At 70.2% G+C, this 26,006-nt stretch carries 22 protein-coding genes and 14 tRNA genes; 27 read left to right on the forward strand and 9 right to left on the reverse strand.

From position 1 onward, the window contains the following. Positions 1-106 precede the first annotated feature (106 nt). Both ACVTJA_RS03100 and ACVTJA_RS03105 read right to left on the reverse strand, forming a co-directional pair. Complete coding sequence (locus tag ACVTJA_RS03100; protein WP_465833660.1) at positions 107-2,389, reverse strand: hybrid sensor histidine kinase/response regulator; 2,283 nt, start codon at positions 2,387-2,389, stop codon at positions 107-109. Positions 2,390-2,446: 57 nt separating this feature from the next. Continuing rightward, positions 2,447-3,811, reverse strand: a complete 1,365-nt coding sequence (locus ACVTJA_RS03105) for a hypothetical protein (protein WP_465833661.1) — start codon at positions 3,809-3,811, stop codon at positions 2,447-2,449. A gap of 162 nt (positions 3,812-3,973) precedes the next feature. On the opposite strand from ACVTJA_RS03105, the gene ACVTJA_RS03110 reads away from it, so the two are divergent. From ACVTJA_RS03110 to ACVTJA_RS03130, 5 genes are all read left to right on the forward strand, one after another. After that, on the forward strand, positions 3,974-4,126 hold the full coding sequence (locus ACVTJA_RS03110; protein WP_465833663.1) for a hypothetical protein: 153 nt from the start codon (positions 3,974-3,976) through the stop codon (positions 4,124-4,126). A gap of 101 nt (positions 4,127-4,227) precedes the next feature. Next, a tRNA-Glu gene (locus ACVTJA_RS03115) sits at positions 4,228-4,300 on the forward strand. Positions 4,301-4,321: 21 nt separating this feature from the next. Then, a tRNA-Gly gene (locus tag ACVTJA_RS03120) sits at positions 4,322-4,393 on the forward strand. Between the two features lie 3 nt (positions 4,394-4,396). Next, positions 4,397-4,472, forward strand: a tRNA-Pro gene (locus ACVTJA_RS03125). Between the two features lie 28 nt (positions 4,473-4,500). Continuing rightward, positions 4,501-4,571, forward strand: a tRNA-Ala gene (locus ACVTJA_RS03130). A 6-nt stretch (positions 4,572-4,577) separates the two neighbouring features. On the opposite strand, the gene ACVTJA_RS03135 is transcribed toward ACVTJA_RS03130, so the two are convergent. Continuing rightward, positions 4,578-4,967 (reverse strand): VOC family protein, encoded by a 390-nt coding sequence (locus ACVTJA_RS03135; RefSeq protein ID WP_465833664.1) that lies wholly within the window; start codon positions 4,965-4,967, stop codon positions 4,578-4,580. A gap of 88 nt (positions 4,968-5,055) precedes the next feature. Next, positions 5,056-5,841 (reverse strand): helix-turn-helix domain-containing protein, encoded by a 786-nt coding sequence (locus tag ACVTJA_RS03140; protein WP_465833666.1) that lies wholly within the window; start codon positions 5,839-5,841, stop codon positions 5,056-5,058. 93 nt (positions 5,842-5,934) lie between these two features. Between ACVTJA_RS03140 and ACVTJA_RS03145 the strand changes: the two genes are divergently transcribed. The 7 genes from ACVTJA_RS03145 (at position 5,935) to ACVTJA_RS03175 (ending at position 6,754) form a co-directional block, all read left to right on the forward strand. Then, the gene (locus tag ACVTJA_RS03145) at positions 5,935-6,081 is read left to right on the forward strand and encodes a hypothetical protein (RefSeq protein ID WP_465833668.1); all 147 of its coding nucleotides are present in this window, start codon (positions 5,935-5,937) and stop codon (positions 6,079-6,081) included. An 82-nt stretch (positions 6,082-6,163) separates the two neighbouring features. Then, positions 6,164-6,236 (forward strand) — tRNA-Glu (locus ACVTJA_RS03150). Between the two features lie 12 nt (positions 6,237-6,248). Then, positions 6,249-6,320: transfer RNA gene (locus ACVTJA_RS03155), tRNA-Gly, on the forward strand. A 22-nt stretch (positions 6,321-6,342) separates the two neighbouring features. Continuing rightward, positions 6,343-6,413: transfer RNA gene (locus tag ACVTJA_RS03160), tRNA-Thr, on the forward strand. 8 nt (positions 6,414-6,421) lie between these two features. After that, positions 6,422-6,493 (forward strand) — tRNA-Ala (locus tag ACVTJA_RS03165). 6 nt (positions 6,494-6,499) lie between these two features. Then, positions 6,500-6,574: transfer RNA gene (locus tag ACVTJA_RS03170), tRNA-Leu, on the forward strand. Positions 6,575-6,680: 106 nt separating this feature from the next. Further along, positions 6,681-6,754: transfer RNA gene (locus tag ACVTJA_RS03175), tRNA-Leu, on the forward strand. A 7-nt stretch (positions 6,755-6,761) separates the two neighbouring features. Here the strand turns inward: ACVTJA_RS03175 and ACVTJA_RS03180 are convergent. Further along, the gene (locus ACVTJA_RS03180) at positions 6,762-8,102 is read right to left on the reverse strand and encodes a hypothetical protein (RefSeq protein WP_465833670.1); all 1,341 of its coding nucleotides are present in this window, start codon (positions 8,100-8,102) and stop codon (positions 6,762-6,764) included. A gap of 96 nt (positions 8,103-8,198) precedes the next feature. Between ACVTJA_RS03180 and ACVTJA_RS03185 the strand changes: the two genes are divergently transcribed. The 8 genes from ACVTJA_RS03185 to ACVTJA_RS03220 all read left to right on the forward strand — a co-directional run bounded on the left by ACVTJA_RS03185 (position 8,199) and on the right by ACVTJA_RS03220 (position 13,750). Continuing rightward, the gene (locus tag ACVTJA_RS03185) at positions 8,199-8,351 is read left to right on the forward strand and encodes a hypothetical protein (protein WP_465833672.1); all 153 of its coding nucleotides are present in this window, start codon (positions 8,199-8,201) and stop codon (positions 8,349-8,351) included. Positions 8,352-8,459: 108 nt separating this feature from the next. Beyond that, positions 8,460-8,533, forward strand: a tRNA-Glu gene (locus tag ACVTJA_RS03190). 14 nt (positions 8,534-8,547) lie between these two features. Next, a tRNA-Arg gene (locus ACVTJA_RS03195) sits at positions 8,548-8,621 on the forward strand. A 15-nt stretch (positions 8,622-8,636) separates the two neighbouring features. Beyond that, positions 8,637-8,710, forward strand: a tRNA-Arg gene (locus tag ACVTJA_RS03200). A gap of 15 nt (positions 8,711-8,725) precedes the next feature. Further along, a tRNA-Val gene (locus ACVTJA_RS03205) sits at positions 8,726-8,798 on the forward strand. A gap of 48 nt (positions 8,799-8,846) precedes the next feature. Then, positions 8,847-9,809, forward strand: a complete 963-nt coding sequence (locus ACVTJA_RS03210; protein ID WP_465833674.1) for a hypothetical protein — start codon at positions 8,847-8,849, stop codon at positions 9,807-9,809. A gap of 49 nt (positions 9,810-9,858) precedes the next feature. After that, positions 9,859-11,793: a WD40 repeat domain-containing protein gene (locus ACVTJA_RS03215; protein ID WP_465833676.1), complete on the forward strand. Its 1,935-nt coding sequence runs from the start codon at positions 9,859-9,861 to the stop codon at positions 11,791-11,793. Positions 11,794-11,848: 55 nt separating this feature from the next. Beyond that, positions 11,849-13,750: a WD40 repeat domain-containing protein gene (locus ACVTJA_RS03220; RefSeq protein WP_465833678.1), complete on the forward strand. Its 1,902-nt coding sequence runs from the start codon at positions 11,849-11,851 to the stop codon at positions 13,748-13,750. A gap of 320 nt (positions 13,751-14,070) precedes the next feature. Here the strand turns inward: ACVTJA_RS03220 and rraA are convergent, their stop codons facing one another. After that, a complete protein-coding gene (gene rraA, locus ACVTJA_RS03225; protein ID WP_465833680.1) occupies positions 14,071-14,568 on the reverse strand; it encodes a ribonuclease E activity regulator RraA in 498 nt (165 codons plus the stop codon). A 15-nt stretch (positions 14,569-14,583) separates the two neighbouring features. After that, on the reverse strand, positions 14,584-15,558 hold the full coding sequence (locus ACVTJA_RS03230; protein WP_465833682.1) for an aldo/keto reductase: 975 nt from the start codon (positions 15,556-15,558) through the stop codon (positions 14,584-14,586). A 516-nt stretch (positions 15,559-16,074) separates the two neighbouring features. On the opposite strand from ACVTJA_RS03230, the gene hemL reads away from it, so the two are divergent. After that, positions 16,075-17,370: a glutamate-1-semialdehyde 2,1-aminomutase gene (hemL, locus tag ACVTJA_RS03235; protein ID WP_465833684.1), complete on the forward strand. Its 1,296-nt coding sequence runs from the start codon at positions 16,075-16,077 to the stop codon at positions 17,368-17,370. 70 nt (positions 17,371-17,440) lie between these two features. Then, a complete protein-coding gene (locus ACVTJA_RS03240; RefSeq protein WP_465833685.1) occupies positions 17,441-19,333 on the forward strand; it encodes a serine/threonine-protein kinase in 1,893 nt (630 codons plus the stop codon). Between the two features lie 3 nt (positions 19,334-19,336). Here ACVTJA_RS03240 and ACVTJA_RS03245 read toward each other — a convergent pair whose 3' ends face one another. Then, positions 19,337-21,934 carry an ATP-binding protein gene (locus ACVTJA_RS03245; RefSeq protein ID WP_465840759.1) on the reverse strand — a complete coding sequence of 866 codons (2,598 nt, stop codon included), beginning with the start codon at positions 21,932-21,934 and terminating at the stop codon, positions 19,337-19,339. 299 nt (positions 21,935-22,233) lie between these two features. Further along, entirely contained in the window at positions 22,234-22,755 is a 522-nt protein-coding gene (locus ACVTJA_RS03250) for a YbhB/YbcL family Raf kinase inhibitor-like protein (RefSeq protein WP_465833687.1), read from the reverse strand. Positions 22,756-23,188: 433 nt separating this feature from the next. Here ACVTJA_RS03250 and ACVTJA_RS03255 point away from each other — a divergent pair, with 433 nt between their 5' ends. The 5 genes from ACVTJA_RS03255 to atpF all read left to right on the forward strand — a co-directional run bounded on the left by ACVTJA_RS03255 (position 23,189) and on the right by atpF (position 25,968). Continuing rightward, the gene (locus ACVTJA_RS03255) at positions 23,189-23,455 is read left to right on the forward strand and encodes an AtpZ/AtpI family protein (protein WP_465833688.1); all 267 of its coding nucleotides are present in this window, start codon (positions 23,189-23,191) and stop codon (positions 23,453-23,455) included. Then, a complete protein-coding gene (locus ACVTJA_RS03260; protein WP_465833690.1) occupies positions 23,452-23,856 on the forward strand; it encodes a hypothetical protein in 405 nt (134 codons plus the stop codon). Before ACVTJA_RS03255 ends, ACVTJA_RS03260 begins: the two co-directional genes overlap by 4 nt. Then, the gene (atpB, locus tag ACVTJA_RS03265; RefSeq protein ID WP_465833692.1) at positions 23,856-24,911 is read left to right on the forward strand and encodes a F0F1 ATP synthase subunit A; all 1,056 of its coding nucleotides are present in this window, start codon (positions 23,856-23,858) and stop codon (positions 24,909-24,911) included. Before ACVTJA_RS03260 ends, atpB begins: the two co-directional genes overlap by 1 nt. 138 nt (positions 24,912-25,049) lie before the next feature. After that, positions 25,050-25,283 (forward strand): ATP synthase F0 subunit C, encoded by a 234-nt coding sequence (locus ACVTJA_RS03270; protein WP_465833694.1) that lies wholly within the window; start codon positions 25,050-25,052, stop codon positions 25,281-25,283. A 139-nt stretch (positions 25,284-25,422) separates the two neighbouring features. Continuing rightward, positions 25,423-25,968, forward strand: coding sequence for a F0F1 ATP synthase subunit B (atpF, locus tag ACVTJA_RS03275; RefSeq protein ID WP_465833696.1), 546 nt, complete (start codon positions 25,423-25,425; stop codon positions 25,966-25,968). Positions 25,969-26,006 lie beyond the last annotated feature (38 nt).

Raw genomic sequence — 26,006 nt, forward strand, 5'->3', positions numbered from 1 at the left:
GCGGGTGGGGCGTCGCGTTACACGCGGCGCGCGGGCCTCTCTACACCCGAGCGTGGGGCGCGGCGAGAGGCAGGCAGGCGACATTCCGCGCTTTTTCTCGCGACCCTCACCCCGGGCTTGGGTCCGCACCCTCCGTGTGGGCTCCAACGGGTTCCACGGAACGGGCTGGAGTCTCCGGGACGCCGCTCCCGGCATGGGGCCCGGCGCGGGGCAATGTGACACAGAAGGTGGAGCCCTCCCGGGGCCGGCTCTCCACCTCGATTCGGCCGCCCATCGCCTCCACGAGGCTGCGGGTGATGAAGAGGCCCAGCCCCAGGCCTCCGTAGTGGCGGCCGGACACGGCGCGCTCGAAGCGGCCGAAGATGCGCTCCTGGTCCTGCGGGGAGATGCCGATGCCCTCGTCCCGCACCGTCAGTCGCACCCAATCTCCCTGGTCCTCCACCCGCGCGTGAATGTCGCCACCGGCCCCATAGCGGATGGCGTTGGAGAGCAGGTTGGTGACGACCTGCTCCAGCCGCAACCGGTCCCACCGCCCGCGCGTGTCCCCCGCGGACTCCAGCTTCAGCCGGCAGCCGGCCTTCGCCGCCTCGGGAGCGAACCAGTCCGCGACCTCGCGCAGCACCTCGCCCAGATCCGCCTCCGTCAGCTCCAGCGTCAGCCGCCCGTGGTTGAGCCGCCCCACGTCGAGCAGCGCGCCCACCAGCGACGCCAGCTTGCGCACCTGCGCGCGCGCCACGTCCAGGTGGTGCCGGGCCCGGGTGTCGTGTGAGGCGATGCCGTCCCGCCACAGCTCGCGCGCCAGGGTGGCGAGCGTGAGCTGCAGCGGCGTCAGCGGCGTGCGCAATTCGTGCGAGGCCACGGTGAGGAACTCGTCGCGCAGGCGCACCGCGGCCTGGGCCTCGGAGTAGAGGCGCGCGTTGTCCAGCGCGAGCGCGGCCCGGTGTGCCAGGTCCTCGGCCACGCGCCTGTCCTGCGCGTCGTGGTGGTGGTCCGGGCGCCCGCGGATGAACGTCAGCGCCCCGAGCACCTGGTCCCTCGCGAGCAGGGGCACCGACAGCACCGAATGGATGCTCAGCGCGCGCAGCATCTCCAGATGTTCGGCGTCCAGCGCGAAGCCGGCCAGGGTCGCATCGTCCACGAAGGGCTCGCACCACGTCCCTCCGGTGTGGATGGCCGCGGCGGGCCCATGGGGCGCTTCGAGCTGCACGGGGTAGCGCCGCGAGATTTCGCGGGCCATCGCCTCGCGGGCCGGGTCCAGGTGCGCCACCGCGAGCCGGCGCAGGCCGCCCTCGGGCTCCACCAAATCGAGGAAGCACCCGTCGCCGAGGTGGGGGACGCACTGGCGCACCACGCGGGTGAGCGTGGCCTCCGCTTCGAGCGAGCTGGCCAGCGTCTCGCTCACGCACGCGAGGAAGGTCTGGTCCTCCTTGGCGCGCTTCAGCGCGGTGATGTCGAAGAAGCCCGCCACCACCGCCTGGAGCCGCCCCTCGCTGTCGCGGACGGGACCGGCCTTGAGGTGGAAGGTGCGCAGGGAGCCGTCGGGGCGGCTGTACAGCACGTCCTCCTCGCCACAGGGCTCGCCGGTGCGCAGCACCCGGGCAATGGGGTACTCGTCTCCCCGGTAGCGGCGCCCGTCCGGGTGGACCGCGTAGTAGCGGGAGAAGTCGTCGATGCAGGTCGTCTCCAGCATCGGATGGCCGAGCAGCCGCTCGGCCTCGTCATTGGCGAGCAGCGTGCGGCCCGAGGGCGCCTCGGCGAGGTGCACCGCCACGGGGAGCTGCTGGATGATGGCCCGCAGCCTGTCCTTCTCCGACTGGTGGGCGGTGAGCAGTTGCTCCCGCTCCTCCTGCGAGCGCCGGAACGCGGCGAAGTCACTGGCGATGGTCTCCAAGAGCCGTGCGCTCTCCCGCGCCGCGCTCTCCGCGCGCTCCACCGCCTCCCGCAGGGCGTCCTCTTTTCGCCGCAGCTCCAGCACCGTGCGCACCCGGGCGCGGACGACGTCCGGGTGCAGCGGCTCCAGCAGGAAGTCCACCCGCCCCAGCGCATGGCCGCGCAGCAGGGCCTCCTCATCGAACGGGGGCCGCACCACCAGCAGCAGGGGCGTGTGCTCCAGCGCGGGCGTCGCGCGCAGCCGTGAGGCCCGCTCGAAGCCGGCCTCCCAGTCCTGGCGCGCGTCGATGAGGATGCAGGAGGCCGGGGGCTGCTCCTCGCACGCGGTGCTTGCGTCGCTCACGCGGTGGAGCGGGGGGCCCAGGTGGGCCAGCATGGCCTCCAGGTCCCGCCCATCACCGGGTGCGGCCTCGACGAGCAGGGGAGGACCTTCCTCCCTCGGACCTGGCCTGGCTTCCCTCATCACCTCGAAGGTGATGGCGGAGCGGCGCGTTGCCATCCTCCCCGCCCATGGGCCGCACGGTGTGCGGAGGACCGCGCGAGGAGCGGGCGCACGTCAGCCCGCGGGCCGCTCGTACACCATCGTGCTGGCGCCGCTCACCCGGTTGTCACCCTCCCAGTAGAAGCGCGGGGAGACGGTGCGCAGCTCGGAGGAGAGCGCCGCGGTGCCAGGCAGGATTTCCAGCCCCAGGGGGCCCTGCGCCGGGGACACCACCGGCAGCACGGAGAGCGAGGCCGGCTGGATGCCCAGGCGGACGTCGGGGACGAGGAAGCCCGCGCGGAGCGCGGAGCTGATGCCCTCGACCTGCGCGTCCAGCACCAGGGAGCCCTGCTCCACCAGCGCTCCGTCCGAGACCACCCACCGCTGCAGTGTCTGTCCGCCTGTCTGGAAGGGCTCGCCGGCGCGCATCCACACCACGCCGTCCTCGTAGCCCACGGGGATGCCTCGCAGCGGCACGCAGGGCTCGCCCGTGGCGGCGAAGACGTCGTCCTGCCCGACCTGGAAGGGGCACGCCTGGCTGTCCGGCCGGGAGGTCATCCGCACCACCAGCACCCGCTTCGCGGACACGCGCACCAGCAGCCCCGTCGTGTTGTCGATGCCGAAGGGGATTTCGATGCCGGTGCCCCACGTCGTGGAGCCCGCGGCGGCGAGCACGCCGGCCTCCGTGAAGACGAAGCGGTGCAGGCGCTGGGTGTCGAGCACCCACAGCTCGTTCTCCGTGGCGAGCCGGCTCTGGAGGGTCGTCACCGGCGCCGACGTGCTGAGCAGCAGCGAGCCGGTCAGCTCGAGCTCCGTGCCGCCCGTGTCCAGGAAGCGGCGCACGCGGCCCTCGCTGCCCACCACCCAGACGACGTTGCCCGCGACGGCGACATCCGGCGGAAGCGAGGAGGTGGAGGTGCCGAGCCGCTGGGTGCGCCCGCTCGCGTGCACCGCCACTCCGTCACACAGCCAGGTGCCTCGCGTGGTGCGGTCCAGCTGCGTGCACCGGGGCAGCGGCAGCGTGGTGGCGGTGGTGCTCCCGGTCCAGTCTCGCGCCACGTACACCCCGAGCTGCTGCACGCTGCCCACCGGCGCGAAGGCGACGAGGACGTGGTGCCGTCCCGTCGTCTTCGGCGTGAAGCTGACGAGTGCGGACGTCCCATTCGCGCCCAGGCTCACCTGCGAGGGCACCAATTGGTTGTCCGGGTCGAACACCTCGGCGGTGACGCTGTCCGGCACCTGCGAGCTGGCTTCTCCGTTGCAGGACAGCGTCTGCACGGCGGACACCTTGAATGACGCCGGCGCATCCACGCGGAAGGTGGGCGGGCCTCCCACGGTGGATTCGTCGAAGAGCGTCGTGGTGATGCAGGAGTCGTCGGACGCCGAACAGCCCGACAGGGCGAGCAGTGCGGACAGTGCGAGCAGGCGGGCGGTCTTCATCGAGGGGGAGAGGTCGTCCAGAGACCCTTCGGCCTGGGGGGAGACGGCCTCCTTCCTCCTCTTACTCCTATTCGCCCCTCGGGTCAGCCCCGAGCGGCCGGAGGTGTCCGGCGCAGGGCGAAGGCGCGGGCGGCTTGTCACAAAAAGGATGCGACATCGCCCATGTCAGGCATTGATTTTCCGCCGCGTCCTTTTTCGCTGAAAGGAGCGGTGACGATGAACCCGACGAGCCCGATGAACCCCGAGTCCATGAACGCCGCTTCCGAACCCGCCCTGCTGGGACCCGCCGCCGGCGGTGAACCGCCCGGAGCCTGAGCCTCGCCTGCCTCGTCACCCGACGAGGCAAGGGTGGCCAGGGGCCGGGCTCCCAGAGGGGGACCCGGCCCCTTCCATTTCCGGGCCCACGCAGTGCCGACGCCCCGTTCGTCTAGCGGAACAGGACACCGCGCTTTCAATGCGGTGGGACGGGTTCGACTCCCGTACGGGGTACTCACGCAGCACGCAGCACACGCAGCCGTGGCCGAGAGGTGAGGCACCTGAGCGCCACTCAGGACCATGCGGGTTCGAGTCCCGCCGACTGCTTATCGGGATGTAGCTCAGCTTGGAAAAGAGCGCGCGCTTGGGGTGCGCGAGGTCGCTGGTTCGAATCCAGTCATCCCGACTCGATACACCCTGTCTGTGTTTCAAATGGGGCCATGGCTCAACGGGAGAGCACCCGGCTGGCGTCCGGGAGATCCGGGTTCGATTCCCGGTGGTTCCACTCGACTCAAGCGGACATCGGCGTGCAGAGCTCCACGAGCACTCCGCTGATGTCCCGCACGTAGGCCACCGTCTGTCCCCAGGGCTTCTGCTTGGGCGGCTGGGCGGGCGTGGCGCCGGCCTTCACCGCGCGCTCGTAGGCGGCCTTCACGTCCGGCGTGACGAGCGCCACCTCCACCGCGGCCGCGTCCTCCTTCGTCCGGTTGGGCCGCATGGTGAGGCCGTTCTCCTTCGCCAGTCCCTCCACCGCGAAGGCCAGCGCCGTGGCGCCCGTCTCCATCTCCGCGTAGGTGTTGCTCTCGTGGAGGAAGCGGCGTTGCAGGCCGAAGGCCTTCTCGTAGAAGTCGACGGTGGCGGGCACGTCCTGCACGTAGAGGATGACGTAGCCGAGCTTCATGGCGGAGCACTCCGGTGAAGAGGTGAAGCAGCGTGGGGCGGTGTTCTCACGGAGCGCCCGGGCCTGTCTTGAAGGAATCGGACAGACGTCAGCCGGTGAGCGCTCCAGGTGTCACGCCCGCCAGGTCGCGCACCTCGCGCGACAGGTGGGCCTGGTCCGAGTAGCCGCAGGTGAGCGCCACGGAGGTCAGGTCTCCTTCCGCCCCGGAGCGCAGCAGCTTCACGGCCCGCTGGAAGCGGAGCACCCGGGCGAGCAGCTTCGGCGCCACGCCGGCCTCGTCCAGCACGTCGCGGTGCAGGGTGCGCTCGCTCACGCCCAGTGTCCGCGCCAGCTCGGACATGCGCACCTGACCTCCCGAGGACTGAATCGATTGCAGCGCCCGAGCGGCGCGGGGATGGGGCTCGGCACGCAGCGACGTCCGCCGCCGCACGAAGGTCTCCTGGAAGAGGGCCAGGGCGCGCGCCGGTGAGGCGCTGTCCTCGAGCCGCCGCTGGAGCTCGGTGAAGCCCGGCGCGCAGTCCGCCACGGGGACGTTGAGGCCGCACACCTCGCGGGGGCTCACCCCGAGGAGGGGCAGCGCCCAGCCGGGCTTGAGCCGCACACCGAAGCTCACCGCGCCAGGGTCCAGGGGCACGAGGGCGAAGCGCTCCATGGGCCCCACCACCGTGAGCTCCGGAGCGTCCATCCACGTCCGGCCGCGCGTACCGCGGAAGCTGAAGATGACGTCCGTGCAGCCGTCGGGCAGCACCCGGGTGCTCGACGGCGCGGCGCCGAGGGGCGGGGCGGTGAAGCGCCAGAAGGCATCCACCGCCTCCGCGAGCCCGGCGGGAGGCGCCCACTCCTCATAACCCTGCTTCACTTCACCGGCGGACATCGTGGCTCCAGGGCATAGCCGAGGGAGAAAAACCTGTCACGTGTCAGGGACGCATTTATCGCGCGTCTATTTTCGCTGAAAGGAGCGGTGACCATGAACACGGCGAACCTGACGAGCCCGATGAATCCCGAATACCTGAACGACACTGTCATCGGCATCGACGCGCTCGCACTCGCTGGCCTGTTCACCGCTCTGGATTCGCGTCCACCCGGACTCTCTGAACCTCCGCGCCCCGTCTGACGACGAGGCACGAAGAGACCAGAGGCCGGGCTCCCAGAGGAGACCCGGCCTCTTTCATTTCCGGGTCATGCAGTCCCTTCCTGCCCCGTTCGTCTATCGGCGGAAGACACCGCACTCTCTATGCGGGAAGACGGGTTCGACTCCCGTACGGGGTACTCGCAGCAAATGCGATCGTGGCCGAGAGGTAAGGCCCCTGAGTGCCATCCAGGTGTGCGCGGGTTCGAGTCCCGTCGATCGCTCTCGTAGCAATCACAGACATATGGATTCCAAGCTCGGGGAGAGCGCTCGGTTCGTGAACCGGGAGGTCTGGGTTCAACTCCCAGAGGGGTCCACGACATATGGGACCATGGTTTCAACGGGAGAATTCTCGGTTCGCATCCGAGAGGTCCGGGTTCGAATCCCGGTGGTTCCACTCAACGCCGCGGTAGCCCAACCTGGTAGAGGCGCTGCATTCAGAGTGCAGAGGTTGCGGGTTCGACTCCCGCTCGCGGCATGGAAGTCCCCGTCGTTCGTATCTGCTCCGGGATGCGATTGGATCGCAGCACGGCCGTCTACCGTGTGAACAGGGTTCGATTCCCTGTCGGAGCGCTCTCGTACACGCCGCGTTAGCCCAACTGGTAGAGGCACTGCACTCAGAACGCAGAGAGTGCGGGTTCGAATCCCGCGCGCGGCACTCAGCCCTACTGTGTGAATGTGGTGACGATTCGGCACCCCTCGCACGCGACGCCGTACAGCATGCCCGTGTCCGAGAAGTCGGATTCGTCGTCGCGGACCTGACCCACGGCATGCATGGGCTCCTGGCAGCGCGGGCACGGTGGCGCCACCGGGTACTCGACCCAGGGAGGTGCTCCGCCCAGCCGGTGGAGCCGCCCTTCGTCGCTCATCATGATGCTGCGCCAGGTGCGCCCCGGTACGAAGTCCACCGGCTGAGGCTCGACGGTTGTCGGGCGCTGGGGAAACTTCGAGGTGCGGTCCGCGCCCATGCTCCACAGCGCGCCGTCCGGTGACATCTCCACGTGGACCGTCCCGCCCTCCCTGAGACAGGTGAAGCAGGTGGGCAGGCGCGCGGGCCAGGGCAGCCCATGTTCCGCGCCGTCTCCGTCGAGATGCAGCGCGTCCACCAGTCCGCTGCCGCACTTCATGCACGTCGCACCCGGAATGGGACGCCACAGCGTCCCCCGGGCGACGGGTTCCTCGTCTTCGCGAGGTTCCTCCGGGAGCACCTCCAGGCATGCGGGCGTGAAGTTGCGCACCAGCTTCCCGGAGGTGCGCGGCACCACGTTGGCGCGGCGCAGCCAGGTCAGGGCCTCCATCCGAGCGCCCTCGTCGAGCGCGCCCACCCACGCCTCGAGCACGCGCAGGGCGCCCTCGCGTCCGGAGCGAGCGAGCGCCAGGGCCGCCGCTGCCACCGGGTCCTCCACCGAGACGTACTTCTGTGGATGCCAGTCCATCCGCAGCGCGTCCATCAACGGGGCGAGGGCGCTGGTAGGCGCATCCGTCCACGCCAGCGCTTCCAGCTCGTGCTGATGTGACAGCTCACCGAGGTACGGGTGCAGCAGGGTGGGGTCCAGCTCGGTGAGGGCGGTGAACGCCTCCTCGAAGAGCCGCGAGGTGCGCCGCAATTCCATCACACCCTCGGCCAGGCGCACTCGGTCCTCCGGAGAGAGCGTCTCGTAGTCCGAAGGTTCGATGTCTTCTCCCGGAAGGCCCAGCGCTTCGAGCAGCGCCACCTCGCGCTCGTAGGCGGCGTCCGACGCGGCGTGCTCCTCCCAGATTTGCGTGAGCCGGTCCTTCACCACGTGGCCCGAGCGATTCACCACGCTGGCGCGCTCACCCCGGCCGAGCGGGTCAGGCTTTGTCTCCACCAGCCACACGCTCATGCCCTGCTCGGGGACGAAGTCCGTGCAGGCCGAGGCGCCGAAGCGGACCTCCACGCCCTGCGCAGTGCGAAGCGTGCCGAGGCCATCTCGCTCGTCATACGCGATGACGACGGCCTCGGTGGGAAGCGTGAGCGTGCTCATGCGCGGAAGCGTAGGGCATGCGGGCAGCCGGGCGGAAATGGCGTGTCAGGAGACGCGCTCCGGAGACGTCATTTCCCTCTGAAAGGAGCGGTGACCATGAGCATCTCCGAACGTCGCAACATCCGTCGCAACGACATCGTCCGTGGCCTCGCCGTTCCGGCCGCGAACCCCGAGCCCGAGCCCGTCCCCGACGAGCTCGAGTGGCTGGACGGAATCGCGTCCTTCCGTGACAGCCGACCCCGACTCTGAGTCCCGGTGCCCGTCTTCGGACAGGGCATGACGAGGCCAGAGGCCGGGCTCCCAGAGGGGACCCGGCCTCTTCCATTTCCGGGTCCCTTCACTCGCAGCATCCCTCCTGCCCCGTTCGTCTATTCGGCGGAGGACACCGCACTCTCAATGCGGAAAGACGGGTTCGACTCCCGTACGGGGCACTCGCAGTCCCTTTGGTCCTGTAGCTCAGTGGATGAGAGCGCTCGGGTGCGAACCGAGAGGCCGCAGGTTCGACTCCTGCCAGGGCCACATGTGGTGATTTGAGGTTCTGTAGCTCAGTGGATGAGAGCACTCGGCCGCGAACCGAGAGGCCGCAGGTTCGACTCCTGCCAGGACCATGAGTTTCGCTTCATGCACGCCGAGCCAGCTGGAGACGGCATCGGTCTGACGTACCGACATCGCCGGGTTCGACTCCCGGGGCGTGCACTCCCATCAGTTGTGCCGTGAGGCTCGGGTGTGGCAAGGGGACACGCCGTGAGCCCCGTCACCCTGCAAATCAACCTCGCGCCGACGGACTACCCCCACGCGCGGCTCATCCTCCCACACCAACTCCGCCAGCTCGCGCCCTCCGTGCAGGAGGTGCTGCTGGTCATCGACCTGCACCGCAGCCAGGGAGCGCGCTTCGCGGGAGCGTGGGAGGAGCGCAAGCCGAAGATGGAGCGGCTCCTGTCCGAGCTGTCCGCCGCCGACTCGCGCATCCGCGTGGTGGAGGTGGACTACTCGCCGGCGAGGACTCGGGCCCTGTCGGAGCAGTTCTTCGGGGGCACGACGCTGCCGATGAAGGACTCGCGCGGCGGGCCGTACCACTCGTACTTCTTCGGACTCGCGGCGGCGACGCACCGGCACGTGCTGCACCTGGACGCGGACATGCTCATCGGCGGCGGCTCGCGCGCGTGGATGGCGGAGGCCCAGGCGCACCTCGCCGCGCGTGAGGATTTGCTGAGCTGCAGCCCACTCGCGGGGCCGCCGCGCGCGGATGGCACGGTGGCGGGAGACGCGCGCTGGTACGAGCCGGATGGGCGAGTGCCCGGTGGGTTCCGCTACCGCCGCTTCAGCAGCCGCGTGTTCTTCGTGGACCGCGAGGCTTTCGTTCGCAGAGTGGGCCCGCTGCGTGCGCGCCTGGCGCCGCCGATTCACGTGCTGCGTGCGCTGCGCGCTGGTAATCCGCCGTACCGCGAGCCGGAGAACCTCGTCACCCGCCTCATGGTTCGGCGCGGCCTGTGGCGGCTGGACTTCCAGGGCACGGCGCCTGGCCTGTGGACGCTGCACCCGCAGTACCGCTCGCCCACGTTCTATGAGCGGCTGCCGGAGCTGATTGCCCGCGTGGAGTCCGGAGACATGCCCGACGCGCAGCGCGGCCAGGAGAACGTGCAGGACTGTCTGGTGGACTGGTCCGACGTGCGGGCAGCGCGCAGGAAGTGGTGGCGGCGCGGGTAGGGCGTCTTGTCAGGGCGTACGGCCTCGTACGTCCCTGCCGCCGCCCGACATGAGCGAACCGGACGCCCTGCCTCCTTCCTCGTTGGATATCTGGGGTGACCCTCTTCCGGCTCAGGCGCTGAGTCGCTGCGGCACGTTGCGCTTCCTGCACCTGCCCGGCTCGACCGAGGCCTGTCTCCAGGAGTTGCGTGCCGTCGACTTCTCGCCGGATGCCCGTCGGGTCCTCTCGGCCGTGGGCATGACGGTGCGCATCTGGGACGTGGAGGATGGCCGCGAGCTGCTGTCACTCTCCGGCCACACGCAGCGGGTGAATGCCGCGCTCTACGTCTCCAGCACCTGTATCGCGACGGCGGGGGATGACAACACGGTCCGGCTCTGGGACGCGGAGCGCGGTGTGGAGGTGCGGTGCTGGCCACTGGAGCAGCAAGGCATCAGCCACCTGGCGCTCTCACCGGATGGGCGCACGCTGCTGGCTGGCGCCTGGTGGCCGAACGGCTTCACCGTGCTCGACCTCGACACCGGGGCGCTGCTCCGGCGTGTGCATCCCGAGGAGAGCATAGGCGGACCGTGCACGCTGTCGTTCTCGCCTGACGGCTCGCAGGTCGTCCTCGTGGAGCAGACGAACGAGGACTTCCGGCTGTGCGTCTTCGACACGGCCACCTGGACGCTGCGGTGGGCAACGCCGCCGCGCTACCTGGGGTTCGGAGCGTGGGCAGCGTTCTCTCCCGACGGACAGCGGATTCGGTGCCCCGCTTTCGTGAAGGACCAGCGGCCCGTGGTTCACGAGTACGACGCCCGAACGGGCGAGCTGCTGGCGATTCCCGGGCTGGCCCGGGGAAGGCCGGTGACGCTCGCCGATGGCTCGGAGGCCCGAGTCATCAATGGCCGGCTGGTCATCTTCCGTGACGGGGCGCTGGAGCGCTGGGCTCGCATTCCCTATGCGTACTACTGCTCCGGATGGGAGCCCGTGGTGGCGCCGGGCGGGCGGTGGGCTTCCTTCGCGCGCGGACCCGCCTCCCTCCTCCTGCTGGACCTCCAGGCGCGGAAGGCGCATCCGGAGCGCGCTCACCGGGGCTACGTCACGAAGCTCACCTTTTCACGGGACGGTGAGCGCCTGCTGACGTACGGGGCCGACGGAACGCTGCGGACCTGGGAACGCGATTCGGGCAGGCAGGTGGAGTGCAGGATGCTGGATGTGTGGGATGACCGCTTCATCCACCTGCACGGCGGGCGGGCGCTCCAGTTACGGCGCTGGGGGGAGCTGTTCCTTCGCGACCTTCTCGAGGGCACCGAGGTCCCGGTCGAGGGCTACTGCTCGGACTACCAGAACGTCTGGTCCGATGACCGTGTGCTGCTCGCGGCTCTCGAATACGAATACGTCGAGGGAGAACGAACGGTCCACATCCACGACACGCGCATGGGAAGGCTGTTGCGGCGCGTGCCCATCGCCCTCGATGAGGACCGGCCGCTCCTGGCGCTGTCCCGGACAGGACGACTCCTGCTGACCTCCGAGCGCCCACGGGAGCCCAATCCCGAGCGGGCGACGGGAGTCCTCTGGGACCTGGAACGTCGTGCTCCGCGCTGTGTGATGCCACTGTGGTCGCGGAAGTCCTGGTGGCATCTGTACTCGCCGCGGGTCTGGTTCTCTCCCGATGCGCGGTGGCTGTACTTCCGTGATGAAGAGAACGTGGTGGTGCTCGTGGACGTCGCATGCCCGGAGCGACGCATCCGGTTGGAGGCGGGAGTGGGCGTGTCCGCAATCGCGTTCTCCGAGGACGGGACGCGCGTCGCCACCGGCGCATTCGAGGGTGGCATCCAGGTCTGGAGTCCGGAGGGGCGGCTCATCGGTTCGCTCGAAGGCCACCCGGTGGGGGTGTACGCACTGGCCTTCTCGTCGGATGGAGAGTTCCTGGCATCGGCCAGCTCGGACTCGACGGCACTCATCTGGCCCCGTGAGGCGTGGGAGCGGAGCGGGCCTGCATAGCGCCACAATCCCGTCAGGAATATGGAGCGCTGTTCGTCCGTGCGCGAGCCCCGATATGCGCGAACCCGACCGGCTGGACGTCTTCGGTGATCCGCTGCCCCCTGGTGCCCTTTCACGCTGTGGCACACATCGCTTCTGGCATCCCCCGGATGCGACGAACCGCGGGATGTATGCGGTCTGCTTCTCTCCCGACTCGCGGCGGCTCTTGTCGGCCCAGGGGCTGACGGCGCGCGTCTGGGACCTGGAGGACGGGCGCGAGCTCGTCGTGCTGGCGGGACATACCGACTTCCTGCACGCCGCGCTCTACGTGTCCGCGAAGCGCATCGCGACGGCGTCATGTGATGGCACGGTGCGCCTGTGGGACGCGGAGGACGGCACCGAGCTGCGGCGCTGGACGCTCGCGCGCTCCGTCCGCTGCCTCGCGCTGTCCCGCGATGGACGAACCCTGCTGGCCGGAACGGATGCACCGGACGGCTTCGCCGTGCTCGACCTGGAGCGCGATGAGCCCATCTGCCACGTCTGCTCGGAGGGCGCAACCGCCGGCACGGAGCTCATCACCTTCTCGCCTGACGGCACGCAGGTCATCACCCTCGAACAGGAGTGGAGGAACGCGTACGACGGGGCTCGCCTGTGTGCCTTCGACTTCCAGACCGGAGCCCGGCAATGGGCGTTGGCGGGGAGCGATAAGTCCTGGCCGTGGCTCAACTTCTCCCCGGACGGTGCGCAGCTGACCTGCTCGTTCGCGACGCTGGGACCCTGGCTTCCCATGACGTTTCACGTGCGCACCGGCACGCCCTTGCCACCCGGGCGACCGGAGGACGCGTGCGTCCGGTGCTTCCTCCCGGATGGCACGATGGTGAAGATGGGGGAGGGCACGGTCGAGCTGCACTTCCAGGGAGCGGTGGTGCAGGAGTTCCCCCTGCCCACGGACTGCGGCCTGGAATGGGGCCGGCCCGTGGTTTCTCCCGACGGGCGGTACGTGTCCTTCTATCAACAAAGAGCAGACGTCCTCCTGCCACTCGAGGTGTCGACGGGAAGGACGGGCCCGGTGCATGCACACCGTGGCTCGCTCAGGGAGGTCACCTTCTCCCGGGATGGGCGCCGCCTGCTGACCTACGCGTGGGATGGCACCCTGCGCGTCTGGGATTGCGCGACCGGCACCGAGGTGTCCTGTACGGACGTGTATCGCTGGTTCGAGATGCGGCACGGCTTCATCGAGCATGACTGCCTTGCGGATGGGGACATGTGGGTCTCCACGTGGCCGGATGTCATCGTCGGCGTCCTCTCGGGAAGCCTGGTGGAGCCCGAGGGCGGCTTCAGGCCCTACCGCATGAGCTGGTCGGGAGACGGCGCGCGCGTCGCTCACGTGCGCGAGGATGAAGCGGGGCGGCTCGCCATCGTGCATGACGCCCACACGGGGCGACTCCTTCGCAAGGTGCCACTGCCCATCGTGAAGGACGAGGCCCGCGCGCTCGCGCGGAATGGGCGTTTCCTGGCCACGTGGGAAAGCCACAGGTCGCCACCGGAGGCGCATACGTCCATCCGGATATGGGACCTGGAGCATGGGGTGCTTTGCTCCGAGCAGTTCCCGCGCGGCACGATTGTGTGGCAGATGCGGTTCACTCCGGACGACCGGTGGTTTGCCTATATCGACAAGCCGTGCACGCTCGTCCTCGTCGACCTCGAGCACCCGGAGCGCCTGCGCAAGCTGGAGTCACCGTCGCCCATCTCGACCTTCGCCTTCACCGAGGACAGTCAGTGCGTGGCCCTCGGGAGTGAGGACGGGCGGGTGCGGGTGTGTCAGTTGGACGGGCGGCTCCTCGGCGTGCTCGAAGGGCACCGGGACGTCGTGCGCGCCCTGGCCTTCTCCGCGGATGGCCAATGGCTGGCGTCGGGAAGTGAGGACACGACGGCGCTCATCTGGCCTCGCGAGGCGTGGGAGCGGAGCGCGCGCTGAGCCTCAGTGCCGGGCGGGTTCGAGGGTGGAGACCCCGGGCGACGTGGTGCTCTCGGCGATGGGCTGCAGGCTGGCTGGGAAGTTGGCGCGTCACGTTGGACGCGTGCGCGGGCCTGACGTGCTCGGCTTCGCGCCGTGGGTGGCGGTGCCCACGCTGGTGGCATGGGGACGGCATGACCACGCCATGCCGCCCGACTGCGCACGGAGGCTCGCGGGCAGGCTGCGTCACGCGAGACTGCACATCGGCCCCGGCAGTCACGACGCGCCCATCACCCGGCCACGGGTTTTCACCCGGGCCGTGGTCGACTTCGCGCGGGACGTCAGTGCAGCGCCTTCTCCGACGTGACGATGCCGTCCGCGTCCGCGTAGAGGTAATGGCCCGGCTTGAAGGTGACGCCGGCGAAGCGCACCTCCACGTCGCGCTGGCCCTCGTTGCGCTTGCCGCTCTTGAGCGGGTGCGTGCCGAGCGCCTTCACGCCGACGGCGGTGCGGCCCACCTCCTCCGCGTCGCGGATGCAGCCGTTCACCACCACGCCGGCCCAGCCATTCTTCTCCGCGAGCGCGGCGAGGATGTCTCCCACCAGCGCGCAGCGGCGGCTGCCTCCGCCGTCCACCACCAGCACGCGGCCCTGGCCGGGCTCCTCCAGCGCCTTGCGCACGAGCGAGTTGTCCTCGGGCGCGCGCACCGTGCTGATGGGACCGGAGAAGCTTCGGCGGCCGCCGTAATCGAGGAAGCCGGACTCGGCAATCTGGAAGTGCGGAGCACTGGAGTGCTCGTCGCAGAGGTCGGCGGTCTTGAGAGTCTTGGAGTCGCTCATGGCACTTGAGCCTGCTCAGGCCTCACGCGAGGACGCAACGTCCAACGCACGCAGGTCCTCCGCGTCCAGTCTCAACGTGAACGCCCCGAGCAACTCGCGCACCTGCTCGACGGACGTCGCGCTCGCGATGGGGGAGACGACGGTGGGCTGGGCCACGAGCCACGCGAGCGCCACCTGGGCCAGCGTCGCACGGTGCTTCTTGGACACGCCGTCCATCGCCTCCAGCACGCCCCAGCCGCGCGCGTTGTCGTACTTCTTCAGGACTCCCGCGGCGCGGGGAGACGGAGGCGTCGGCTGGCCCTTGCGGTACTTGCCGGTGAGGAAGCCCGAGGCGAGCCCGTAGTAGGGGACCACCACGATGTCCTCGGGCTCGCACAACTCGCGCAGCGTCCTCTCGAAGTGGGCGCGCGCGACGAGGTTGTACTCCGGCTGCAGCACCGTGTAGCGGGCGAGCCCTTCGCGCTTCGAGGCCTCCAGCGACTCGGTGAGGCGTTGCGGTGTGTGGTTGCTCGCGCCCAGCGCGCGCACCTTGCCGGCGCGCACGAGCGAGTTGAAGGCCTCCATCGTCTCCTCGGGAGGCGTCTTCGGGTCCTCGTAGTGGGCGTAGTACAGGTCGATGGTGTCCACCTGGAGCCGGCGCAGCGAGGCCTCGACGCTGCGCTGGATGTGCTCGCGGCCCAGGCCGGTGCCGAGCTCCGTCTGCGCGCCCACCTTCGTCGCGATGACCACGCGGTCGCGCACGCGCCGCGAGGTGAGCCACTTGCCGATGATGGTCTCGGACTCGCCGCCCTTGTTGCCCGGCACCCAGCGCGAGTACACGTCCGCCGTGTCGATGAAGTTGCCGCCGCCGTCGAGGAAGGCGTCGAGCACCGCGAACGAGGTGGTCTCGTCGCACGTCCAGCCGAACACGTTGCCGCCCAGGCACAGCGGCGAGACCTTCAGACCGCTCGCCCCGAGCGTCTGCTGTGCTTCCACCATCTTCTGCGTCATGCGCGTCTCTCCCGGCTCGACGGGGCCACTCCCGGACACCCGGGCCCACCGAGGTTGAGGGCACGAAAGCAGGAAAGTGGAGGACGGAGTGCTCGGGTTTCCGGGCGGGGTTCCGCCGGAAGGAACGTTCATTCCGCTGAGTGACGTTCCGGCGGCGAGAGCTGTCCAGGGGCGGACGACGGCATCACGGGCGCGGCGTGCCTTGTCGAGCAGGTCCTACGTCCGTGGCCGCTCCGCCAGCAGGCAGGCCACCGTGCTCGCCGCCCGCATCGCCCACCGCATCCCCGCTCGCATGCGCTCATCCTTCGCCGACTGCTCCACGCTCACGGGGCCCGGCGCTCCATGCCGGCCTGAGTGGAAGAATCCAATCTAGAACGATTTTCGGAGAAGGCTGTTTCTTCCGCCCCTCCAGGGAGTGTCCATAATCGGGTCCTGACGGAACGGAGAAGCGGTGGGCATGGGAGCGGGCGAGGGTGGACGGCAGGCGGGCCCGTGCCGCGTGTTATGGAACCCGCCATGAACCACGCTCACAGTCAGGCCCTCTTCGCCCGTGCACAGGCGCGCATCCCGGGTGGAGTGAACTCTCCGGTGCGCGCCTTCCGCGGCGTGGGAGGTGACCCCGTCTTCTTCCGTGAGGGCGCAGGCGCGTGGCTCACGGATGTGGACGGCAACCGCTACGTCGACCTCGTGGGGAGCTGGGGCCCGCTCATCCTCGGGCACGCGTACCCGCCCATCGTGGACGCCCTCGTCGACGCGGCGAAGCGCGGCACCACCTTCGGAGCGCCCACCGCGGCCGAGGTGGAGTTCGCCGAGCTCATCTGCGCCACCATGCCGGCGGTGGAGATGGTGCGCCTGGTCTCCAGCGGCACCGAGGCCACCGTGGCCGCCATCCGCGTCGCGCGCGGCTTCACCGGCCGCGACTACATCCTCAAGTTCGAGGGCTGCTTCCACGGCGCCGGAGACCCGTTCCTCGTGAAGGCGGGCAGCGGCGTGGAGACTCTGGGCCTGCCGGACTCGCCGGGCGTGCCGCAGGCGCTCGCGAAGCTGACGCTCACCGCGCCCTTCAATGACCTCGCCGCCGTGGAGCGCATCTTCGCGGAGAAGGGCAAGGACATCGCTTGCGCCATCATCGAGCCCGTGGTGGGCAACATGGGCGTGCTGATTCCGAAGCCGGGCTACCTCGAGGGACTCCAGGCGCTCTGCCAGAAGCACGGCGTGCTCTTCGTCATGGACGAGGTGATGACGGGCTTCCGGCTCGCGCGCGGCGGTGCGCAGGAGCTGTACGGGCTGAAGCCGGACCTCACCACCATGGCCAAGGTGATTGGCGGCGGCATGCCGCTGGGCGCGTACGGCGGCCGGCGCGACATCATGTCGAAGGTGGCGCCCGCGGGGCCGGTGTACCAGTCCGGCACGCTGTCCGGGAATCCGGTGGCGGTGGCCGCGGGCATGGCGTGCCTCAAGGCGCTCGCGGCGCCCGGCACGTACAAGCGACTGGAGGAGGTGAGCCGCATGCTGGCCGAAGGGCTCGCCGCCGAGGCGAAGTCCGCGGAGGTGCCTGTCACCCTCAACCGCGTGGGCAGCATGCTCACGGTGTTCTTCACGGGCGAGCCCGTCTACGACTACACCTCGGCGAAGAAGGCGGACACGGCGCGTTTCGGCCGCTTCTTCCACGCCATGCTGAACGAGGGCGTCTACCTGCCGCCGAGCCAGTTCGAGGCGGCGTTCGTTTCGCTGGCCATTGGCGAGCCGGAAGTGGCGCACGTGCTCGCGGCGGCGAGAAAGGCCTTCCGCTCGCTTGGCAAGGCCGATTGAGCCGGAGCCCCTCGAGGGGCCCGTTCGCTTCGGACCCTATACCCTCGTGCGCCGCATTGGCGCCGGGGGCATGGGGGAGGTGTTCCTCGCGCGCGAGGAGTCGCAGCGCCGCGCGTGCGTGGTGAAGAAGGTCCTGCCGCAGCTCATGGAGGACCCGCGCTTCGTGGGCCGCTTCCGCGACGAGGCGCGGGTGATGGTGCGGCTCACGCATCCGAACATCGCCCGCGTGTACGCCATGGGCGAGGTGGACGGGCAGCTCTACCTGTCCATGGAGTACGTGCAGGGCAAGACGCTGAGCCGGCTCGCGTACCGGCTGCGGCAGCTCGGAAGGACCATTCCCCTGGGCGTGCTGCTGCACCTGGGGCAGCGGCTGTGCGAGGGGCTCGCGTACGCGCACGACGCGAAGGACGAGGAGGGACACCCGCTGCACCTGGTGCACCGGGACTTGTCCCCCGCGAACGTGTGCCTCAGCTACGCGGGCGAGGTGAAAATCATCGACTTCGGCGCGGCACAGTCGACGCTGAAGGAGCAGCAGACGGCGCCCCGGGTGGTGATTGGGAACCTGACGTACATGGCGCCGGAGCAGGCTCGGAAGCGCTTCGTGGACCGGCGCGCGGACGTGTACGCGGTGGGCGCGCTGCTGTGGGAATTGGTGGCGTGGAGGCCGCTGACGCAGCGAGGGGACCCGGTGGAGCGCTGGCGGCGCGCGGCGTATCCGACGTGGGAGCCGGCGGGGCGCTTCCGGGAGGGCGTGCCGTCCAGCCTGGACGCGCTCTTGATGCGGGCGCTGTCGCCCGAGCCGGAGCACCGCTTCCCGGATGCGAAGGCGCTGGGCGCGGAATTGGCGCGCATCAAGCTGAAGCTGACGCCGGGCGTGGGTGACGCGGACATCGCGAAGCTGATGGAGAGTGCGTTCCCGCGAGAGAAGGTGGCGGAGACGAACGCGCTCGTGGAGTTGCTGCGCGAGGACACATCCCGCAAGCGCACGGAGCGCGAGGTGAGCGCCGTCGTGCTCACTCCGCCCAATGCGCTCGCCTTCGAGCACAGCGGCATCGATACGCCCGAGGACTTCGTTCCCGAGGAGCCCGCGCGCTCCGGTGCTCATGGGGCGCAGGCTGCGCAAGGGGCTCCGGGAGTGGGGCGTCAGGCGCCGGGCAAGACGGCGATGTACGGAGTCGGAGCGCGCGGTGCGGACGCCGCCGTCACCGAAGCCATCAGTGCTTCGAAGGTGGCCGGAGCCGTGGCGCGCTCCACGGATGGCGCCACAGAGGCACTCGAAGCATCGAAGATTGCCAGCGCAGTGGCACGTTCCGCGGATGGCGCGACTGAGACGCTCGATGCATCGAAGGTGGCTGGGGCCGTCGCGCGCTCCACGGATGGCGCTACCGAAGCCATTGAAGCGTCGAAGGTCGCCGGAGCCGTGGCGCGCTCCACGGATGTCGCCACCGAGGCGCTCTACGCATCGAAGGTGGCCGAGGCCGTTGCGCGCTCCACGGATGCCGCCGTCACCGAAGCCATCGACGCGTCGAGAATCCCCGCCGTGCCGAAGCGCGGAGCCGGCGCCGCCACCGAGGCCGTGGAGGCCAACAAGGTACTCGTGGCCATCGCGCAGGCCGAGGCCGCCCGCAACACGGGAGCTCGCCCCGTCCCCATGTTCACCGGCCAGGAGAACACGGTGACTCCGGTCATGGCGCCCCGTGGCGCACCCGCGAAGCCCGCTGCTCCCCGCCGCGCGCCTCGCGAGACACAGGTGGGCTTCGGCGTGGACATCTCCCAGACCGTGGATGCGGCCTCGGTGGAGGCACGCCGGCTGGAACTGGTCCGCGCCATCACCGGTGAAGACGAAGCGGTGGAGCCGCCACGTCCCCGGCTCCCCGGACGGCGCGCTCTGCTCGCCGCGGGCATCTTCGCGGGCGCATGCGCGCTCGGGCTCGGCGTGGCCTGGGCGCTGGGGCACCCGTAGTCCTCAGATGCCCTCGACCAGCTCTCCCTGCGACGCGCCGCCGTCCAGCGGCAGGTAGAGCCGGAACGTCGTGCCCTGTCCCGGCTGCGACTCCAGCGACACGCGCCCCTGGTGCGACTCGATGATGCGCTTCACCACCGCGAGCCCCAGCCCGGTGCCCTTGGCCTTGGTGGTGAAGAAGGGCTCGAAGATGCGCGCGCGCACCTCGGGAGAGATGCCCGGGCCGCTGTCCGCGAACTGCACCTCCACCTCCGGCGAGCCCGGTGAGCGTCGCACGCTGGCGCGCAGCATGCCGCCCTGGGGCATGGCCTGCACCGCGTTGATGGCGAGGTTGAGGAAGGCCTGCCGCATCATCCGCTCGTCCACCGTCACCGCCGGCACGTCGTCCGCCAGCTCCAACTCCACGCGCACCTTGCCGGCCGCTTCCGCCAGCGCGCCGCGCACCGCGTCCTCCACCAACGGCGACAGCGGCACCGCGTACGGGTGCGGCGCCGGAGGCCGCGCGAAGGTGAGCAGGTCCGCGACGATGCGGTTGAGCCGGTCCGCCTCCTCCGCCACGATGTCCACCAGCGGCACCGCCGTGCTCTCCGGCCCGATGATGCGCCGGATGGACGCCACCGAGTTGAAGATGGCGCCGAGCGGATTGCGCACCTCGTGCGCCACCACCGCGGACAGCTCGCCCAGCGCGGCCAACCGCTCGCGGCGCACGAGCTGCGCCTGCGTGCGCGCCAGCTCCACGTAGCTCGCCTTCAGGTCCTCCACGAGCCGCGCGCCCTCTCGGGCCAGCGCGAGCTGGTTGGCGATGGCGCTCGCGCGCTCCACCTCCGCGGGCGTGAAGCGGCGCGGCCACCGCGTCTCCACGGCCATGATGACGCCCACCGGCCGCTCGTGCACCACCAGCGGCAGCACCAGGAAGGCGCGTGCCTCGCTGATGCGCCGGAACTCCTGATTGACGCGCAGGTCCGCCTCGGCGTCCTCCACGAGCACCACCTCGCGCGTCTGGAAGGCCAGCGCGGACAGCGAGGAGTACGCCGGGAGCATCGGCAATGCCCGCCCGAGCAGCTCCGGATGGTTGCCCGTCGCGGAGCGAAACTCCAGCCGCTCGCCGGTGGAGTCCGGCAGCAGCACGTACGCATCCGGCGTGTCGACGATGCGCGCCAGGCTGGTGACGCCGGTGGCCATCAGCTTGTCCAGCTCCAGCGTTGCCGCCAGGGCCTTGGCCACCTCGTGCAGCAGCGCCAGGTCCTCCGCGCGCCCGCGCAGCTCGTGCAGCAGCCGGTGAGACTCGATGGCCGCCGCGAAGTGGCTGCCCATGGCCTGCAGCGTCTCCCGCTCCAGCGGGGTGAGCGGCCGTCGCTCGCGGAAGAGCACGGTGAGGATGCCCACGCCCCGCGAGCGCACCCGCAGCGGCACCACCACCAACGTGTGGATGCCCTGCCGCGTCAGCTCCTCGCGTAGGGGCCCCGGGCAGGCCTGCACGTCGCGCTCCAGCGGGGCTCCGTCATGCTCCGCCTGGCCGGCCAGGCCGCCCGCGTGCCACAGGCGCGCGAAGCGCTCCGACGACCCGTCCTCGAGTCCGCGCGCGTACGCCAGCTCCACCTCCTGCGTGCCATCCAGGGGCAGCAGCAGCGCCACCGCGTCGCAGCCGAGCAGGTCGACGATTTCCGCGGTGCCCGGGCCGAAGAAGGCATGCGGGTGTGGCGCCGACGCCGCCTCCGATGCCAGCCGGTTGAGCGAGGCCAGCGCCGTGTTCTGCGCGGACAGCCGGGAGATGGTGAGCGCCGCGTCCAGCGCCGCGGATACCTGCGCTCCGAAGAGCCGCGCGGATGGCAGCTCCTCCTCGCGCAGCCAGTCTCCCGCCAGCGCGAGCATCGCCCGCCCCTGGCCCTCCACGTCGATGCGCACCGCGATGACGTGGGGCTGCCCCGCCCGCTGCAGGCCCACGCGCACCACGTCCGCCAGCGAGGGCGCGTCTTCCTCCAGGAAGCGGCCGGCCTCCTGGGGCAGCTCGGGCGAGTACGCGGCGCCCTCGCGCCACGCGCGCTCCAGCACCGCCGGCCACCGGCCCACCACGTCGCGCACCCAGCGGCCGCTCAGCGCCTGGGCCTCCGGAGGCACCATCTGCGCCGGCACGAAGGTCTGTCCGAGCCGCACCCCGGGGCCCTCGGGCGACAGCCAGGTGAAGGCCAGTCCCAGCTCCTCCAGTCCGGAGAACACGCGGCGCAGCACCTCGCCCTCGGTGCGCAGCGCGGGCAGCCCCGCGCCCAGCTCCGCCAGTCGCTGCAGCACCGCGCGGCGCCGGCTGCGCGAGGTGGCGTCCCGCACCATCACCACATAGTCGTCCCCGTTGGGGATGACGGTCATCTCCGTGCGCCGGTCGCCGGAGATGGTGCGCACCGTCGCCTCGTAGGTGGTGGGGACCTGCTCGCCGCGCAGCCGCCGTGCATGCCGTCCGGCCAGCTCCGCCGCGCTGGCCTCGTCCAGCGCCGACGTGAAGGGCTGTCCCAGGAGGGCTTCGGCGGAGCGGCCCAGGAACGTCAACAGGGCCTCGTTCAGGTAGACGAAGTTTCGGTCCCGGATGACGGCGACGCCCACGGGCATCGCATCGAAGGGGCCGTAGATGGCCCGGAGGTTGGTGGCGGCTGTCACGGCACCCCCACTCTCCCACCGGTTTCAAGCCGGGGGGTAGGGGTGACCCCCTCACTTCGCCCACCAGCCCACAGCCCGGGGCCGGCCCTCAGGGCTTCCCCTTAAGATGGCGGGGCAGTCGCGTGTCGGCGGCGCTTCACTCGACCGTGGAGTTGCAGGGGTAATCCCGTGTCGGGATGGTGCTCCGCCGTGGCGGAGGACCGCGCGCCCCATCCGCGCGGGACGGGGCGCGGCCTGCGTTGCCCGCGTGCTCAGTGGGGCATGCCGCCCGCGCCCCACTCCGCGCCGCGGTGGTGCACCTTCTGGTACAGGCCGATGAGCTCCGCCTCGCCGACGATGTGGCCCTCCATCGCGTCCAGCAGGTCCTGGCGCGTGCACCGGCCCAAATCGGGCAGCACGGTGTCCAGCGCGTACAGGCGGAAGTAGTAGCGGTGGCGCCCCACCGGCGGCATGGGCCCGCCGTAGCCCTGGCGGTTCCAGTCATTCATGCCCTGGCGCGCGCCCGGAGGGAGCACGTCCGGGTTGGCGCCCTCGGGCAGGGCCTGTGCGCCGGGCGGGAGGTTGTAGACGACCCAGTGGCTCCAGGTCATCTGGGGGTTCTGCGGGTCTGGCGCGTCCGGGTCCTCCACGATGAGCGCCAGGCTCTTCGTCCCGGCCGGCGGGTTCGACCACTGCAAGGGTGGGGAGAGGTCCTCGCCCTCGCCCGTGTAGGCGATGGGGATGATGTCTCCATCCTTGAAGCGGGGGGACGTGAGCGCGAGCGGCTTCGGCATGGAGTCCTCCGAGAAGCGAATGCGGTGTCCTTGAGCAAGCTGGCGACGCGAGTCCCCGGGCGACGAGGAGCAATGAGCCCGCCGCTGGAACCCCGGCCTCCTGGGCGGCGGAGCAGATGGCCCCGCCGTCTGGCTTGATGGGAGCCCCCACGACTCCGTCACGGCTGGAAGCCGGCCGGGGAGCCGAGGCGTTCCCGGCCAGCCTCCTCCCGGCCTTCAGAGGGAGGACACGCGGTTTCCACCCCTGCCGGGGCAGATCGCGATAGCGCAGCTTCCGGGTGCCGCAATCGCCGCTGTGGGCCGCTGTCCAGCGCCGGATGGTACCCATTGCGTGTGCCGCGCATTCGGTGCTAAGCGGCGCCCGCGCGTGAATGGACGGGGTCGGGTGGCGCAGGAAACCCGAGGTTTTCCCGGGGTTTGGGGAGGCGTCCGAATGGCGGTGAAGGAGCCCCGGGAAGACAAGCAGGGTGACGGCAGCGAGCTGGGCGAGACGGCGCGGCAGATGAGGGCGGCGGAGCCCTACATCGCGGCGGTGTGGAAGCTGACGGGCGGTGCGGTGGTGGGGGTGTTGGGCGGCTACTGGCTGGACAAGTGGCTGGGGACGGGGCCGTGGCTGCTGGTGGGGCTGAGCCTGGTGGGGATTTGCGTGGGCTTCTACGGATTCCTCCGGGAGATGGCTCGACTGGGGAAGCGGAAGTGACGGGGAAGGGCGACGGGAAGGACCCCTTCTGGGGACACGCGGGGCTGGCGGCGGGCGTGGCGGTGGTGGGCGTGGCGGTTGCCGCGCTCCTGCCACCGGTGGTGGAGGACAAGGTCTCCGCGCTGTGGGGGGTGGGGCTGGCGGTGGCCAGCGGGGCGGTGGCGCTGTTGCTGAAGCGGCGGGCGGTGAAGCAGGACCTCAACGCCGCGCTGAAGGTGGTGGGCGTGGTGTTCGCGCTCCGGGCGGTGTGTGTGCTGGTCGGGTTGCTGGGGATGATTTCGCGGGGGCTGGCGGCGGTGCCGTTCATCGCCGGCTTCTTCGGCGTCTACTTCGCGCTGCAGTGGATTGAAGTGAGCTACGTGATGGCCGCGTCCAAGGGCGCGGCGGGCGGAGACGAGTGATGCGCAAGGCAATGGTGCTGATCGCCAGTCTGTTCGCGGCCACGGCGTGGGCCTCGCCGGAGCACGGCGAGCATGCCGCGGAGGAGCACGGCGCCCCCGCCGGTGAGCACGGCGCCGCCGCGGGCGGGCATGACGAGGACGTGCCGGGGTACATCCTCCACCACGTCACCGACTCGCGGGAGCTGGAGATTGAGCGCCCCCTGAGCACGCCCATCCACCTGGGCAAGCTGCCCACGTGGACCGTCGGCAACTGCACGCCGAAGATGACGGACCACGGCGAGGTGATTCCGGGCCTGATGGAGGGCTGCCTGGACCTGTCCCTCACCAAGCACACGGTGTTCATGTTCATCTCCGCGGCGCTGCTGCTCATCACCGTCCTGGTGTGGAGCAACCGCGACAAGACGAAGCTGGTGCCGCGCGGCACGGGCGCCAACCTCATCGAGATGCTGGTGCTCTTCGTTCGCGACGAGCTGGCCATCAAGAACATCGGCAAGGAGGAGGGCCCGCGCTACGTGCCGTTCCTCCTCACGGCGTTCTTCTTCATCCTCTTCATGAACCTGCTGGGCCTGGTGCCCTGGATGTCCACGGCCACCGGCAACATCGGCGTCACGCTGGCCCTGGCGGTGTGCACCTTCATCGTCACCCAGGTGGCCAGCATCCGCGCGGCGGGCTTCGGCGGCTACCTGAAGCACCTGACCGGCGGCGTGGCCCCCTGGCTGTGGCCCATCATGATTCCCGTCGAGGTGCTGGGCCTGTTCACCAAGCCCTTCGCCCTCACGATGCGTCTGTTCGCCAACATGCTGGCGGGCCACATCGTCCTCTTCTTCCTCCTGGGCCTCATCTTCATCCTCGGCCACCCCGGGGTCGCCGCGGTGAGCGTGCCCTTCGCCTTCGCCATCTACCTGCTCGAGCTGTTCGTGGCCTTCGTGCAGGCGTACGTCTTCACGATGCTGTCCGCGCTGTTCATCGGCATGGGCGTCGCCATGGGCCACCACGCCCATGACGACCACGGACACGGCCACGAGGGTGGCCACGGTCACGACCACGCCCACTGACAAGTTAGCGGGGCGCGTGCGGTAGGGCGCCCCGCGCAGAAGACCCGGCGGTTCGAAAGGCCGCCGGAGGTAGTCCTCAAGGGATTGAAACGACCCCCCCACAAGCGGGTCATCGCCTACGAAAGAAGAAGTGCTCCCATGACGAACCTCGCTCTCGCCTTCCTCGCCGCCGGCTTCGGTGCCGGTCTCTCCATCATCGGCGCCGCCCTCGGCATCGGTAAGCTCGCCGCCGCCGCCATGGACGCCACGGGCCGTCAGCCGGCCGCTGGTGGCGACATCCGCACCACGATGATCATCGCGGCGGCCCTCATCGAAGGCGCCACGCTGTTCGCGCTGGTCGTCTGCATCCTGCTCGCCACGAAGACGGCCTGAGCAGGCTGAAGCAGTCCGCAGCATCACCGGACTGAAAGAGCCGGTGCCCGCGGGCCTCACGCGCGGGTGCCGGCTTCTCGCCGGTCGCAGTCAGAAGCGTCGCTTTCGCAGCCTCCCTCCCTCTCGCCGGACACCCGTCATGTTCCTGCCCTCCGTCCTCGCCGCCAGCAGCTTCGTGTCGGTCCAGCCGGGTCTCATCTTCTGGACCCTGGTCACCTTCGTCATCGTGTTCTTCGTCCTGCGCTGGAAGGCGTGGGGGCCCATCCTGGAGCTGGTGCAGGAGCGCGAGAAGCAGATTGCCAACGCCATCGAGAGCGCCAAGCGTGAGCGCGCCGAGGCGGAGAAGCTGCTCGCCGACCAGAAGACGGCCATCGCCGAGGCCCGCCGCCAGGCCGCCGAGGACACCCGCCGCATCCAGGCGGAGATGGAGAAGTTCCGCGAGGAGCTGATGGCCAAGAGCCGCAAGGAGGCCGAGGAGCTCAAGCTCTCCGCCCGCCGCGAGATTGAGGAGCAGAAGACGAAGGCCATCGCCGAGGTCCGCGCCATGGCGGTGGACCTGTCCATCGAGGTGGCGAGCAAGCTCATCAACGAGCGCATGGACGACAGCAAGCACCGCGCCCTGGCTGACCAGTTCGTGCAGGGCCTGCCGGTGGGCGGCACCGGCGCCGTCCGTCGCACCGCCTAGTTCGGGGAAGCGCGCCCCCCGGCGCGCGCGTTCCAGGG

Source organism: Pyxidicoccus sp. M6, assembly GCF_055568925.1.